The sequence below is a fragment of the Paenibacillus sp. UNC217MF genome, assembly GCF_000686865.1.
Taxonomy (GTDB): domain Bacteria; phylum Bacillota; class Bacilli; order Paenibacillales; family Paenibacillaceae; genus Paenibacillus_B; species Paenibacillus_B suaedae.
Genome location: NZ_JMLT01000003.1, coordinates 438,181 through 452,630, shown reverse-complemented (window position 1 = coordinate 452,630; position 14,450 = coordinate 438,181). Strand labels below are relative to the sequence as shown.

The following is a 14,450-nucleotide window of genomic DNA, read 5'->3' as shown; positions in this document are numbered from 1 at the left end:
GATGCCATCAGTAGCATTTTACACATTGGGCTGCAAAGTCAATTTTTACGATACAGAAGCGATCTGGCAATTGTTCAAAAATGAAGGCTATGAGCAGGTCGACTTTGAGCAGACGGCAGATGTATACCTGATTAATACGTGTACCGTAACCAATACAGGAGACAAGAAGAGCCGTCAAATCATTCGTCGCGCTGTGCGCCGCAATCCTGACGCAATTATTGCGGTAACAGGATGCTATGCGCAGACATCGCCTGCGGAGATTCTTGACATTCCAGGCGTTGATCTCGTTATCGGCACACAGGATCGTGAGAAGTTGATGGATTACATTCGTGAGCTGCATGAACAGCGCCAGCCTATTAATGCGGTACGCAACATTATGAAGACACGTGCATTCGAGGAGTTGGACGTGCCTGATTTCGCAGAGCGGACGCGTGCGTTCTTGAAGATTCAAGAAGGCTGCAACAACTTCTGTACATTCTGTATTATTCCTTGGTCGCGTGGTCTATCCCGCAGCCGTGAAGCGGAGAGTGTGTTGAATCAGGCTCGCCAGCTCGTAGCGGCAGGCTACAAGGAGATTGTGCTCACAGGGATTCATACCGGTGGATACGGCGACGATATGGAGAACTATGACTTGACCGATCTGCTGTGGGATTTGGACAAGGTAGAGGGGCTTGAGCGTATTCGTATCAGTTCCATTGAAGCCAGCCAAATTGATGATCGCATGATCGAAGTACTGAACAAGTCCTCGAAAATGTGCCGTCATCTGCATATTCCGCTTCAAGCGGGCAATGACGAAGTATTGAAGCGGATGCGCCGCAAATATACGACGCAAGAATTCGCGGAGAAGATTGCTCGTATTCGCGAGGCAATGCCGAATGTGGCGATTACGACAGACGTCATTGTAGGCTTCCCAGGTGAGACGGATGAGCATTTCCGTCAAGGCTATGAATTTATGAAGCAAGTGGGCTTCTCTGAAATGCATGTATTCCCGTATTCGAAGCGTACAGGTACTCCGGCTGCGCGCATGGAGGATCAAGTGGATGAAGAAGTGAAGCATGCTCGCGTTCATGAGCTGATTGATCTGTCTGAACAAATGCAGCTGGAATATGCACAGAAGTTCGTTGGAGAAGTTGTCGATGTGATTCCAGAACGGAACACGAAGGGCGATGAAGGTGCTGGCATGCTGATGGGCTACTCGGACAATTACCTTCAAGTAATCTTCGAAGGAGATGAGTCCTTGATTGGCCAATTATGCCGTGTGAAAATTACAGAAGCGGGCGTGAATGAGAATCAAGGTATTCTTACACGCGTTATTGGCCAGGAGCCAAATGTTGCTTCCTAATCGCCTTGTCTAACCAGGATAGGCTATTGGAAATAGAGAAAAATGCAATAAGCTAGAGAACGAAACAACCGAAACTACTGAATAAAGAATCGAGGAGGATTCTCCGCTCAGCAATGGCTGAATGGATGAAATCCTCTTTCTTTTCGGTTAGGATATATACATAGGAGTAACGAACATAGATGGAGGTGCGCAAGATGAAGGAAGTATCCGCAGGAGGAGTCGTTTACCGCAGAAGAGGGGAAGGAATTGAGATCCAACTGATCCAAGATCGGTATGGCAAGATCTCGCTGGCCAAGGGCAAGATGGAGGCCGGAGAGACGATTGAACAGACGGCGTTGCGTGAAATATGGGAAGAGACCGGGATTCATGGACGAATCGATACCAAACTCGATACCATTTATTATCAATATGTACAACCACAAGCGGGTACAATTGATAAAGAGGTGCATTATTTCCTCGTTGAGGCAGAGGAAGGCAAGCTTCATGCGCAAATTGAGGAAATTCGCAGCGTAGAGTGGTACAGTCCACAAGAAGCGTGGGAGAAGCAGCGTGAGTTCGGATATGATAACAACGACCACATCCTGCAAAAGGCATTTGAAGAATTGTCCATATCCGTAAATCTTTAATTCTCTGCACATTGCAGGAAGGAGAGAGTTTGCATGACGGATCAGCTTCAATTGGCACCATATATCGATCATACCCTGTTAAAGCCGGAGGCGACAGCGCGCGATATTGAGAAGCTGTGCGCGGAGGCGAGCCGATATCACTTCTACAGTGTGTGCGTGAACGGATCTTGGGTATCCGCTTGTCGCAATCTACTGAATGGAACCGGCGTGAATGTGACGGCGGTATGCGGGTTTCCATTGGGGGCTAGTGCCAGTCAAGCCAAGGCATTTGAAGCGGCCCGGGCGGTAGAGGACGGGGCTTCTGAGATCGATATGGTGCTGCAGATTGGAAGCCTGTTAAGCGGAGATCTGAAGGCTGTTGAACAGGATATCGCCCAGGTTGTCCGGATGGTTGAGGGAAGCGCGATCGTCAAGGTCACCTTGGAGACAGGCATTCTCCATACAGAGCACAAGATTGCGGCATGCAAAGCATCGGAAGCGGCAGGTGCCCACTTTGTCAAAACGTCGACCGGCTTCGGCAAGGGCGGGGCAACGCTGGAAGATATTCGTCTGTTGCGGGCACATGTACCTGTGCATATGGGCGTTAAGGCTTCCGGCGGCATTCGGGATACCGCCGCAGCGCTCGCAATGATTCAAGCGGGAGCAACGCGCATCGGCACGAGTTTCGGTATTGCAATTGTTAACGGATCCGGTTCCAAACCGGCAGGTAACACAAAGGCAGGGCCAGGAGGGAACTTGCAATATTAAAAATGGTCTGGGCGTGTGCAATCTGACCGGCGGCGTCGGAGCCAAATACGGCGCTAAGCTGTCCGATTTGGCTGATAAAAGGATAGAATAGGACAGCGCCGCCAATGTTCAGCACGACATGGGTCCAGGCGACGAACTGTCCGCTTCTTGTCCCGCCAAGTGAAGCAATTACGGCTGTGAAGCAGGTGCCAACATTAGATCCAATTGCGATCGCAATGCCAACTTCAACGGGTAATGCCCCGGTAGCTGATAATCCCATGGCCATTGCAATAATAGCTGCACTGCTGTGCACGAGTGCTGTTATGACGACGCCCGCTGCCAGCGCCCAGAGCAGACTGTCGCTTGATCGTTCCAAGAACCAAGTGAATAGTCCGCGCTGCTGCAGCGGCTCACTAATCTGCTTCATCCATTCAATGCCGAGCATAATGAAGGCGAAGCCTGACGCGGCAAGGGAGCCGAATTGGAGCGGCGGCCACCAAGAGGCGATGCGATGCAGCAGCTTAGGCTGATATTCGTCGGCCAATGCCCCAATGAACCATCCGGCTAAGGACAGGAAGAGGAGGGGCTTGGCGAATTGGCTTATATTTAGACTAATCAACTCGGTTGTCAGACAAGTGCCGATATTGGTGCCTAGAATGATGCCGAGCGTGCGGGAGAAGTTCATAATACCGGCATTGACCAGACCTATCGTAATGACCGTGATGGCCGTGCTGCTCTGCAGTACGGCTGTCATGCCTGTGCTGAACAGCATTCCATGTATAGGGGTGCGGGTAGAACGGTGTAGAAACCGCTGCAGGTAGGGGCCAGCCCAAGCATGCAGGGCAAGCTCCATCGTTTTCATTCCGAATAGAAACAGTGCCAATCCGCTAAGGAGCGGGAACCAAATTTCTTTAAACATGAAGGGCTCCTTTGTCATCCATAATTCGCCGCAATAAGCTATTCCATTCTATGCTTGCGAGTGGACAACCATGACATGCCATTGGAGCTGAGAGGAGAACTGTAATTGAATAGGCCTTATGTGAAATTAATCCGTTCGCGGAAAAAGAGAATTGAACGCTCCCATCCTTGGGTATATCAATCAGAGATTGAAACAGTCGAAGGAAATCCTCAGCCGGGGATGCTTGTCGATGTCCAGAACGCTCAGGGGAAATACATTGCAACAGGCTATTATAATCCTGCCTCGCAAATTACGGTGCGCATCGTATCCTATGAGCCGATTGAAGCAATGGATGAGGCCTTCTTCAAAGAGCGAATCGAACGTTGTGTTGCACATCGTCAGCGCTTCCTGCCTGGAGCCAAGGCTTATCGCCTCGTATACGGCGAAGCAGACTTTCTGCCAGGACTTATCGTGGATCGCTTTGGCGATGTTCTCGTTGTGCAGATTGTGACGCTGGGCATGGATGTCCATCGGGAAGCGTTGGTGGCAGCCCTAGTCGATGTCATGCAGCCGCGCGGCATCTATGAGCGCAGCGATGTGCCAATTCGTGAGCGTGAGGGTCTTGAACTGAAGACAGGCGTGCTGTATGGAGATTGTCCGCGCCATGTCCAAGTAGAGGAGAACGGGCTTATCATAGAAGTTGATATCGTAGAAGGACAGAAGACAGGCTACTTCTTCGACCAGCGTGAGAACCGCGCTTCCATTGCGCCGCTTATGACAGGCTGGGGAGCTCGCAGCGGCATCCACATGGGCGAAGTAGAGGCCGAGGATGGAACCGTGCAGAGCTTGCCACTCAATGCGAAGGGAAAGCCGGTTACATTCCCATGGTGGGATGGTGCGACGGTGTTGGAATGCTTCTCTCACACAGGAAGTTTCACGTTGAATGCTTGTAAATATGGAGCCAAGAAGGTCACTTGTCTCGATATTTCCGAGCATGCGATCGAGAGTGCAAAGCGCAATGTCGAACTAAACGGCTTTACAGACCGTGTCGAGTTTGTCGTTGCGGATGCCTTCGCTTATTTGCGTGAGCAGGTTCATGGCTTGGAGGAGCGCACGCAGCGGGCAAGCGGAGAATCTAGTGCGAAGAAGGTGGATACTTCGAAACCGATGACTGCTGGAGGCGGACGTACGTGGGATGTCGTCGTGTTGGATCCTCCGGCCTTCGCGAAGACGCGAGGTGCTGTCGAAGGCGCGTATCGGGGCTACAAGGACATCAATTTGCATGGTATGAAGCTGGTCAATGAAGGTGGCTATCTTGTGACAGCAAGCTGCTCCTATCATATGCGTCCGGACATGTTCATGCAGTCGATATTGGATGCAGCCCAGGATGCAGGCAAGGTGCTGCGCCTTGTCGAATGGCGTCCTGCCGGCAAGGATCACCCGCAAATTGCGGGAGTGGATGAAGGCCATTATTTGAAGTTCGCCATCTTCGAGGTTCGCTCGAAGTAATCTTCCTAAAGTATCGATAGGATAAGGAAGAATAAACAAGAAAAGCGCCATTCATTGCAGACAGGTTTGGGATCGTCTGCAATGAATGGCGCTTGCTGTATATATGGGATAAAGTCAGCAGTTAGCATATATTTGAATTTCTTCGGTTTCCTCACTCTATGCTCTTATTCCAGTTGTCGAACGGGTAATAAATGCGCCGCCAAGCCAGCGTCCATATCCACCAGACTGAGCCCAGTTGAGAGTGCCATCCAGTACCTGCTGGCCGCTTTTGGTTAAGAGGAGGTGACCAGCATCGGCTAATGGAGACTTGAAAGGTTCCGGCAAGGAGGATGAGGAGGGAGATAGCCCGAGCAGAGGAGCGTCTCCGCAGGTCATTCGGCGCAGGTACCCCCAGAATTGCATATCCCCAAGTCCATATTGCGGCAGTTGATTGCGAACAATCTCGAAGCACTTCTGAAATGTAACAGCTCCATCTTGAACTGCGCCTAGCGTGGATCGCTCTACAATCCCGATTCCATCCTGTGTTGAGGGGTAACGGGAGAGGTGGAATTGAAGCGCTTCCGTAATAGCGCAAAATGGAGCAGGGATACTGCTTGATTCCTGAGCCCATTGTGCAATTTTCAGTGGGTTTGGACTTGTATACGCAATCCAAGCAGAACGCATCCATTCGATGTGCTCAGCGGATAACCGTATGGCGGCATCTCGATAAGGGGCCAACTGCTCTCCCGTCAGCGCCCCAAATCCGAGATAGCGATCATGTTCAGCAATGGAGGCGATGTCGATCCAATATAGCTTGGCATGCGCATTCTCTTGTGTCAGGCGATCTACTAAGCGGAGCAGCATGGTAATGTCGAACAGATCGTGTTCGAACCATAATGCAATCTCTTGAGCAGGCAAAATATCTGATTTCCACGTGCGTTCCTGTTCATTTCCTCTTTGCAAAAAAACAGTGGAAGGCAGCCCGCACATTCGCTCCAATTGCAGCGCTCGATAAGCCAGATACTGCTCAAGCCTAGCGTATACGGGGCCTTCGGTCAGCAGCTCTGAATATACCCATACCTGCTCATTCCACAGCTGTTCGGCGACTTTGGTTAGCTGTATGGCAGTACAATTTCCATTGACAATATGTATCATGACAATCAGCCTCCTTATTCGAATAGAGGGTAGGTTGAACATGAGCCTCGCCTTCGATTACGAAGTTACATGATGCACTGCAACTCACAAGAAGCAGATGGCGAATATCGGCATCGTTTCCAAACATGTGTTCTATCGCTAGTTTGAAATATGATATAATGAAACCTAATGCTAGAATCGGGTGTAACCGAAATTATATACCAATTATTGGTTTGATCATAGTGTATCATATCGTGGCAAGTAGATGCCATGAATCGCATTTAGGGAAATGGAGGGATCACTTTGCCGTTGCATTTTGTCATCGGTCGTTCCGGCAGTGGCAAGACGGAGCATGTGTTAAGAAGCGTACGAGATGAGCTTCGCAGCCAAGCGGACGGGGCACCGATTATATGGATAGTCCCCGAACAGGCAACCTTTCAGGCAGAGCATGCTCTCATTCGTGAGGATGGAATCGCTGGCATATTGAGAGCGCAAGTACTAAGCTTCCGGCGACTTGCGTATCGCGTCATGCAAGAGGCTGGCGGCACTGCACTAACAGCGATCAATGAAGAGGGCAAGAAGATGCTGCTCTACAAGATTTTGCAGCGCCGCAAGTCAGATTTGCCTTTATTTGCGGGTGCAGCAGAACAATTCGGATTTATCGAGAAGCTTAACGATCTCTTTGATGAGATGAAGCGGTATCGAGTAGAGTCCAGTGAAGTTGAGGAGCATCTTGCTTTTTTGGACGCTCACATGACAGGACAACCGCTGTTATCCGCGAAGCTTCGCGACATTTCCAGCATCCTGCATGAGTTTGAATCGGAATTGGCTGGTCGTTACTTGGATGGGGAAGACGTGCTTGCTCGGTTGTCCGAGGGTGTTGCAGCATCGGAGTACGTGAAGAGCGCTGATATTTGGATTGACGGGTTTCACGGATTTACCCCACAAGAATATGCGGTTCTCGCTTCGCTCATTCTCCATGCGCCGAATGTAAGTGTGACGCTGTGTTTGGATAAGGCGTACGCGCTTGGCGAAGTTCCGCATGAGCTGAATTTGTTCCATCCGACGGCTACTACCATGCTGAAGCTGTTAGAGATGGCCGATACGCTTGGCGTGGACATCGGGAGTATAACGCATCTTGACTCGAACGAAGAACCACTTCCGCGTTATGCAACTTCCCCGAAGCTTGCTCATCTAGAGCGGCATTTTGAACGCAAAGTGCCCTATCGTGAGCCGGAAGTTAATGTGAAGAGCAAGGATAGCCATGCGTCCGATCACGATACGAATCGAGAGGTTACGGTGCAGGCGGCAGTACATCGCCGCGCCGAGGTTGAAGCGGTTGCTGGGGAAATGCTGCGGCGTGTGCGCAATGAGCAGGTACGCTGGCGGGACATGGCGGTAATGGTGCGGAACATTGCACATTATGGTGAGCTGATTGATACGGTATTCACCGAGGCGGGGATTCCCTATTTTACGGATCAGAAGAAATCAGTCCTGCATCATCCATTTGTTGAGATGACGCGAGCGGTGCTTGATATCATAATAGGCAATTGGAAATACGACGCAGTATTTCGGTTTGTCAAAACCGATTTTTTGCTGTCCGAAGATGGTTCGATTACAAGAGAGCACTTTGACAAGTTGGAGAACTATGTGCTTGCATGCGGCATCGAAGGGGGCAGGTGGACAAGCAAGCGTCCATGGCCTGCAATGCCGGAAATGTCGCTTGATCCTGATCATGCAGATGGAGCAGCGGAGGGCACAGCTGAAGAAGCTGAGGCTGTTGAACGGCCAAGACATGCTCCAGAGTGGGTGGAGCAATGCCGCAGCATCATTGCCGATCCGATTGCTGAGCTTGCACGCGCAATGAAGGCGAGCTCGAACGTTCGCGGCATGTGCGAGGCTATGTATGCGTTCTGGATGGCGCTTGGTGTGCCTCATAAGCTGGAGCGCATGAGCCAAGATGCTTTGCTTGACGGAGAGGTTCAACTATCACGGGAACATCGGCAAATATGGGGGGCTCTCTTAGATATACTGGATCAAATGGTAGAGATGGTCGGCGAAGAGAAGATGAGCATTGAATTGTTCGGCGGCATGCTGGATACCGGATTTGAGAGCATCAAGATGGCGCTTGTTCCGCCAGCGCTGGATCAAGTGCTCATTGCTTCGATGGATCGGACAAGACCCGGCCAAATTAAGCACTTATATATGCTTGGCGTGAACGATGGCGTTATACCAGCTCGTCCGATTGAGGATGGCGTGCTTACGGAGCATGAACGGGACACTCTGCAGCAGATAGGCATGGAGCTCGCGCCTGGCGTCCGCCGCAAGCTTCTGGACGAGCGGTTCTTAATTTATCAGTCCTTCGCGACGCCTAGCGACAGTCTGTGGATTAGCTACGCACTCGCTGATGAAGAAGGGAAGACATTGCTGCCGTCCGAGGTGGTTCGGCATGTACGCGGCATGTTCCCACGTGTACAAGAGCGGCTCGTCATGGCTGAGCCGAATGAATTCATGATTGAGGAGGAGCAATCGGAATTCGCTGTCTATCCGGAATCTGCGCTGAAACACCTGATTGTTCAGCTGCGACAGTGGCGCCAAGGAAGACCAATGGCGAATATATGGTGGGATGTATACCGCTGGTTCGCCGCGCAGCCAGCATGGCATGATCGGCTGAAGGTGCTGATGGGCTCGCTATTGTATCGGAATCAAGCAGAGACACTTACTCCGACCACAAGCCGTCACTTGTACGGTACTGCCTTGCGAACCAGTGTGTCTCGCATGGAGCGCTTCGTAGCCTGTCCGTTCTCGCACTTCGCCTCCCATGGCTTGAAGCTGAAGGAACGTCGGGTATATAGATTGGAGGCTCCAGACATCGGGCAGTTGTTCCATGCAGCGCTCAGCCGCTTTGCCATAGATTTGCAGAGCTCGAATCGAACTTGGGCAGCGCTGTCGGCGGATGAATGTCGAGCAGAAGCAGATCGTATCGTGGATATGCTTGCCCCAAAATTGCAAGGGGAGATTCTTCTTAGCTCGAAGCGTTATGAGCATATCTCGCTCAAGCTGAAGCGAATCGTTGGCCGTGCTGCTTCCGTGCTTGGAGAGCATGCTCGCAGAGGTCAGTTTGAGCCAATTGGACTGGAAATGGATTTTGGTCCGGACAAGCCGCTGCCGCCGCTTCGATTTACTCTAAGCAATGGATGTACGATGGAGATCATCGGAAGGATTGACCGGGTGGACAAGGCGGACAGTGACCACGGCGTGCTGCTTCGCGTCATTGACTATAAATCGAGTTCGACAGATTTGAAGCTGCAGGAAGTGTATTACGGTCTGTCGCTGCAAATGCTCACTTATTTGGATGTATTGATTACGTATGCGGAACTGTGGCTCGGCTCGTCGGCATTGCCTGCTGGCACACTCTATTTCCATGTTCACAATCCTTTGTTGCAGGCGGCGAATGGAATGAGTGTGGAGCAAGCTTATGAGCAAATGATGAAGAAATATAAAATGCGTGGACTCGTCCTGGCGGATCGCGAAGTTGTGTCCTTGATGGATGAGCCGCTTGAAAAAGGGTATTCAGACATTCTCCCGGTTGCGGTGAAGGCGGATGGGTCGTTCTACAGCAATGCATCTGTTGCGACTACGGAGCAATGGGATATGCTGCGGGGAACGGCTCGCCATGTGATCCAAGATATCGGAACCCGGATTACAGATGGTGATGTTCGGATAGACCCTTATCGCCTTGGGACGAAGAAGGCATGTGATTTTTGCAGTTATAAGCCAGTCTGTCAATTCGATGAGTTGACCGAAGGCAACGACTATCATGTATTGCCGCGGATGACGAAGGACGAAGTGTGGATGAAGATGGAAGGAGGAGCAGCGGACAATGAATCAGAACGAGAATCATAATGGGGACGAAGCGCTCGGCGGCAAGCGGCAGCAGGAGCTGGAGTTCGATCTGCTGAATTGGACACAGTCTCGTTCGGATGCTGTAGAGGCATCGCCTACAGTAAGGGTGCTGCCAGATAAGCCGGAAGGAAGCACCTGGACAGATGAACAATGGCGTGCTGTCGTTGACGGGGGACAAAATGTGCTTGTCGCAGCTGCTGCTGGATCAGGGAAGACAGCGGTTCTCGTGGAGCGTATTATTCGGACGATTAGTGATGAAGAACAACCCGTCCATGTCGACCAGCTGCTTGTTGCCACCTTTACAAAGGCGGCTGCATCCGAGATGAGAGAGCGTATTCGGCTTGCCTTGGAGCGGGAATTGGAGGCGAAGCCTGATTCTGAGCATCTGCGCCGTCAACTGGCGCTATTGAATCGCGCTTCTATCACGACACTGCATTCCTTCTGTCTGGAGGTTATTCAGCGCCATTTCCAATCGGTGCAGCTCGATCCGGCCTTTCGCATAGCAAATGACACGGAGACAGAGCTGCTGCGGCAGGACGTATTGGAGGAATTGTTTGAACAGCGCTATGCGGACGGTCACTCGGAATTCAAGCGAATGGTTGATTGGTTCAGCGGGGAACGCAGCGATGAAGCCGCATTCCGCTTAGTGCAGCAGTTGTTCGACTTCTCGCGCAGTCATCCATGGCCGGATGAATGGATGAAGGAGATGTCCGCTTCGTTCGAGGTGCAATCGGTGGAAGAACTGGGCAAGTCACCTTGGACGGCAAGTGTTATGCAGGATGCACGCCTGACCTTGAATGGAATTGTAGAACTGCTGCGGCAGGCGTATCGATTATTGGACGCTCCTGGAGGCCCTGAGCCCTATCGGGAGGCACTAATTCAGGAATTGTCAGGTGCTGCTGCATTGGCTGAGGCCGCTGAACATGAACCATGGGAGAGGCTTTTCTCCTCATTTGACTTATTGGCGTTCGGCCGTTTGGCTGCTTGCCGGGGAGATAAGTACGATAAATCACTGCAGGAGCAGGTGAAGCGTCTTCGCGACCAAGCAAAAGCGAGGCTGCAGCAGCTGCGGGACGAATTGTTCCGCAGAACACCAGAGCAATTTCTACAGGAACTAAGCGTGATAGCCCCAATCATGCATACGCTGGCTGATGTTGTCATTGAATTCGGTGAACGCTTTGAGGAAGCAAAGCGCAAGAAGGGATGGCTGGATTTTTCGGACTTGGAGCATTACTGCCTTCGAATATTGCGCCATCCAGACTCGACACCAGCGCATACGATTCCTTCAGAAGCAGCTAGACAGTATGAAGAACAATACGTTGAGATCCTGCTCGATGAATATCAGGACACGAACATGGTTCAAGAAGCGATTGTGAATCTGATTACGCGTTCCGGCGCTGGCAACCGCTTCATGGTAGGGGACGTTAAGCAGAGTATTTACCGCTTCCGCCTTGCCGAACCAGGTCTGTTCTTGAGCAAATATGAATCCTATTCTTCAGACAGCTCCGAGCAGAAGGGGATACGCATTGATTTGGCACGCAATTTCCGCAGCCGACAGGGTGTAGTAGATGCGGTCAATATGCTGTTCCGCCAGATCATGAATGACCGAGTGGCTGAGCTGAAATATGATGAAGCAGCTGAGCTCGTTTGCGGGGCGACTTATCCAACCTTGGAACAAATCAGCAATGAATTGCGTGCTGCTCAGCGCGAGCCGAATATGGAGCAGCTTGCAGAACGCCAAAACTATGCAACCGAGCTGGTGCTCATTGAGAAGGCTAGTACAAGTTCTGATGGTGAGCTGGCCTCCGATGAAGTTGAGGATATTGATTCAGATGTGGAAGCTGCGGCTGTCGAAGCGCTTGATCCTGCTGAAATGGAAACAGCACGCCTTGAGGCGCGGGCAATTGCGGCAAAAATCCGCAGGCTGCTCGGGGATGAAGGAACAGAGCCGTTCCTCGTGTACGATAAGCATTTGAAGCGAATGCGTCCAGCGACGTATCGGGATATTGTAATTTTACTTCGGGCGACGCAAGCATGGGCACCACTCATGGTAGAAGAACTGAGATTGGAAGGCATTCCTGCTTACGCCGAGTTCAATACGGGCTATTTTCAGGCTACGGAGGTAGAGGTTGTACTCTCTTTGCTTCGCGTTATTGATAATCCGCAGCAGGATATTCCATTGGCGGCGGTTCTCCGTTCTCCGATTGTCGGACTTACGGCAGAAGAGCTGGCACGAGTTCGACTTCAGGGAAAGGGTATTTCTTTCTATGATGCTGTGTGTAAAATGATGCAAAATGAAGCGGGAGAACAAAAAGCTGAGGAGGTATCAAGCGACACTGACTTGCAGGATAAGCTGTATCGCTTTCTGTACAAGCTGGAGCATTGGCGGTCGGCGGCCCGTCAAGGAAGTCTATCGCAGCTCATATGGCGGCTGTACCGGGAGACGGGCTATTACGAATGGGTAGGCGGATTGCCAGGAGGTATGCAGCGGCAGGCCAATCTGCGAGCGCTATATGATCGGGCACGTCAATACGAATCCTCTTCCATTCGCGGTCTGTTCCGATTCCTACGCTTTATTGACCGCATGCGCGATACAGGAGGAGACTTGGGAACTGCTCGTGCGTTAGGGGAACAAGAAGATGTAGTTCGCATTATGACGATTCATAAGAGTAAAGGGCTGGAGTTTCCAGTTGTTTTTGTTGCAGGACTGTCGAAGCGATTCAATCAGCAAGACTTGAACTCGCCATTCTTGATGCACAAGCGGCTCGGATTTGGGCCGAAGTTCGTAGATGAAGAGCTCCGAGTTTCTTACCCGACACTTCCGAACTTAGCAATTCGCAGGCAAATGAAACTGGAACTGCTTGCTGAGGAGATGCGGGTGCTGTACGTCGCCTTGACAAGACCGAAGGAGAAGATGATTCTAATCGGTACTGTCAATGATCCAGAGAAGTCAATTCGGGAGTGGGGAGAAGCACTCGATGTAGAGTCCTTGCTGCTGCCTGATTATATGGTGGCACGGGCACGTTCCTACATGGATTGGATCGGGCCATCTGTTATTCGACATATGTCCGCGTCGGAATGGCGCCGATTCGCGGGGCTTCCGAATCGGAACGGGGAGTGCCTGCATGACGATCGCTCGGAGTGGAGACTGTCAATTATGTCCGCCGCGGTTCTTGCATCTGGTACAGCACTCGGCGGAGTGGAACTGGATGAGGATAAGGCGCAGGTGCTTGAGGCATTGGAGCGGTTGGAAGTGCAGGAGAACATGCCGTCAAGCGATTGGCAAGCTGCGCTGGATGAGCGGCTTCGCTGGCGGGATCCGAATCGGATTGCAACTTTACTACCAGCGAAGACTTCAGTCACGGAAATGAAACGGATGTCGGCGTCGGATGAATGGCCAGCCGACCAATGGATTTCAGAGCCTCGTACCGACGAGCATGAGCCGGTCGATAGAGCGATGGCTGGGAATGAAACAACTATGGACAATGGCCACTCCTTGGAGACATCAGGGGGAAATGGCTCCGCTACATCTTCTCCCAGGAGTGAAGAAGGCTTCACGCTGCATCTGCGCCGTCCTAAATTTATGGAGGCTAGCAAGGTGACGCCAACGGAACGGGGGACGTTATATCATTTATTTATGCAGCATATGCCTTTGCATTCGGATGTGACGATAGATACTGTTCACAATACCCTGCTCTATTTGGTACAGCATCAATATATGACGGACAAGCAGGCGGAAGCGATTGATCAAGCTGCGGTAGCTGGCTTTTTCGAGAGTGAGGTTGGCCGTCAACTGCTGCAGGCAACATGGGTGAAGCGAGAGCTTCCGTTCAGCTATGGTCTGACAGCTGCTGAAGCTTATACGATCGAATTGACGAGACAGCTGCATCTCAGCTCCGGGAATAGCAATCTCGCTCAGGAGCCCCCTGCTCATGAAGATGTGCCGGTAGCTGAGCCAGTTTCTAGCGAACAACCAACGCTGGACAACGATCGGTCGGGGAAATCGTCGATGGAGCGGTTTGTGGCAACTTCGACCTTCGCGGCACGAGACACATCTGGCTTGCTAGATCAGGAGACGGTACTTGTTCAAGGGGTCATAGACTGCCTGTTCGAATGGGAAGGGCAGCTCGTGCTGCTCGATTATAAGACAGATAGGGTGCTTGCACATCGAGGCGGCCTAGAGGCACTAACGGAGCATTATCGTTTCCAGTTGAATTTATACGCACGTGCAATCGAACAGATTTGGCATCGTCCAGTCGACCGTAAGGTGCTGTACTTTTTCGATACTAAGCAAGCGTGTGAACTATAGTCTATTACAATCGCAGGAAGA

At 51.4% G+C, this 14,450-nt stretch carries 8 protein-coding genes; 6 read left to right on the top strand and 2 right to left on the bottom strand.

Annotated features, from left to right (window positions below):
• The first annotated feature begins 1 nt into the window (after position 1).
• From mtaB to deoC, 3 genes are all read left to right on the top strand, one after another.
• A complete protein-coding gene (gene mtaB / locus BP95_RS0102205; RefSeq protein WP_021256818.1) occupies positions 2 to 1,342 on the top strand; it encodes a tRNA (N(6)-L-threonylcarbamoyladenosine(37)-C(2))-methylthiotransferase MtaB in 1,341 nt (446 codons plus the stop codon).
• A 194-nt stretch (positions 1,343 to 1,536) separates the two neighbouring features.
• Positions 1,537 to 1,968, top strand: a complete 432-nt coding sequence (locus tag BP95_RS0102200) for an NUDIX hydrolase (protein WP_028531296.1) — start codon at positions 1,537 to 1,539, stop codon at positions 1,966 to 1,968.
• 33 nt (positions 1,969 to 2,001) lie between these two features.
• Positions 2,002 to 2,715 carry a deoxyribose-phosphate aldolase gene (gene deoC, locus BP95_RS0102195; RefSeq protein ID WP_028531295.1) on the top strand — a complete coding sequence of 238 codons (714 nt, stop codon included), beginning with the start codon at positions 2,002 to 2,004 and terminating at the stop codon, positions 2,713 to 2,715.
• On the opposite strand, the gene BP95_RS0102190 is transcribed toward deoC, so the two are convergent.
• Complete coding sequence (locus tag BP95_RS0102190; RefSeq protein ID WP_021256815.1) at positions 2,648 to 3,613, bottom strand: Na/Pi cotransporter family protein; 966 nt, start codon at positions 3,611 to 3,613, stop codon at positions 2,648 to 2,650. The two genes, deoC and BP95_RS0102190, sit on opposite strands and share 68 nt — an antisense overlap.
• A gap of 105 nt (positions 3,614 to 3,718) precedes the next feature.
• On the opposite strand from BP95_RS0102190, the gene BP95_RS0102185 reads away from it, so the two are divergent.
• Positions 3,719 to 5,101: a class I SAM-dependent rRNA methyltransferase gene (locus BP95_RS0102185; protein ID WP_021256814.1), complete on the top strand. Its 1,383-nt coding sequence runs from the start codon at positions 3,719 to 3,721 to the stop codon at positions 5,099 to 5,101.
• A gap of 156 nt (positions 5,102 to 5,257) precedes the next feature.
• On the opposite strand, the gene BP95_RS0102180 is transcribed toward BP95_RS0102185, so the two are convergent.
• Positions 5,258 to 6,235: a DUF1835 domain-containing protein gene (locus BP95_RS0102180; RefSeq protein ID WP_021256813.1), complete on the bottom strand. Its 978-nt coding sequence runs from the start codon at positions 6,233 to 6,235 to the stop codon at positions 5,258 to 5,260.
• A 282-nt stretch (positions 6,236 to 6,517) separates the two neighbouring features.
• Here BP95_RS0102180 and addB point away from each other — a divergent pair, with 282 nt between their 5' ends.
• Both addB and BP95_RS0102170 read left to right on the top strand, forming a co-directional pair.
• Positions 6,518 to 10,120 (top strand): helicase-exonuclease AddAB subunit AddB, encoded by a 3,603-nt coding sequence (gene addB / locus BP95_RS0102175; protein ID WP_021256812.1) that lies wholly within the window; start codon positions 6,518 to 6,520, stop codon positions 10,118 to 10,120.
• Positions 10,098 to 14,429 carry a UvrD-helicase domain-containing protein gene (locus BP95_RS0102170; protein ID WP_028531294.1) on the top strand — a complete coding sequence of 1,444 codons (4,332 nt, stop codon included), beginning with the start codon at positions 10,098 to 10,100 and terminating at the stop codon, positions 14,427 to 14,429. The genes addB and BP95_RS0102170 overlap by 23 nt, the downstream gene beginning before the upstream one ends.
• The last annotated feature ends 21 nt before the right edge of the window (positions 14,430 to 14,450 follow it).

What these genes read in the sequence shown, in the direction of transcription:
- mtaB (WP_021256818.1), top strand. Translation starts at nt 2, where the DNA reads ATGCCATCAGTAGCATTTTACACATTGGGCTGCAAAGTCAATTTTTAC.
- BP95_RS0102200 (WP_028531296.1), top strand. Translation starts at nt 1,537, where the DNA reads ATGAAGGAAGTATCCGCAGGAGGAGTCGTTTACCGCAGAAGAGGGGAA.
- deoC (WP_028531295.1), top strand. Translation starts at nt 2,002, where the DNA reads ATGACGGATCAGCTTCAATTGGCACCATATATCGATCATACCCTGTTA.
- BP95_RS0102190 (WP_021256815.1), bottom strand. Translation starts at nt 3,613, where the DNA reads ATGTTTAAAGAAATTTGGTTCCCGCTCCTTAGCGGATTGGCACTGTTT.
- BP95_RS0102180 (WP_021256813.1), bottom strand. Translation starts at nt 6,235, where the DNA reads ATGATACATATTGTCAATGGAAATTGTACTGCCATACAGCTAACCAAA.
- BP95_RS0102170 (WP_028531294.1), top strand. Translation starts at nt 10,098, where the DNA reads ATGAATCAGAACGAGAATCATAATGGGGACGAAGCGCTCGGCGGCAAG.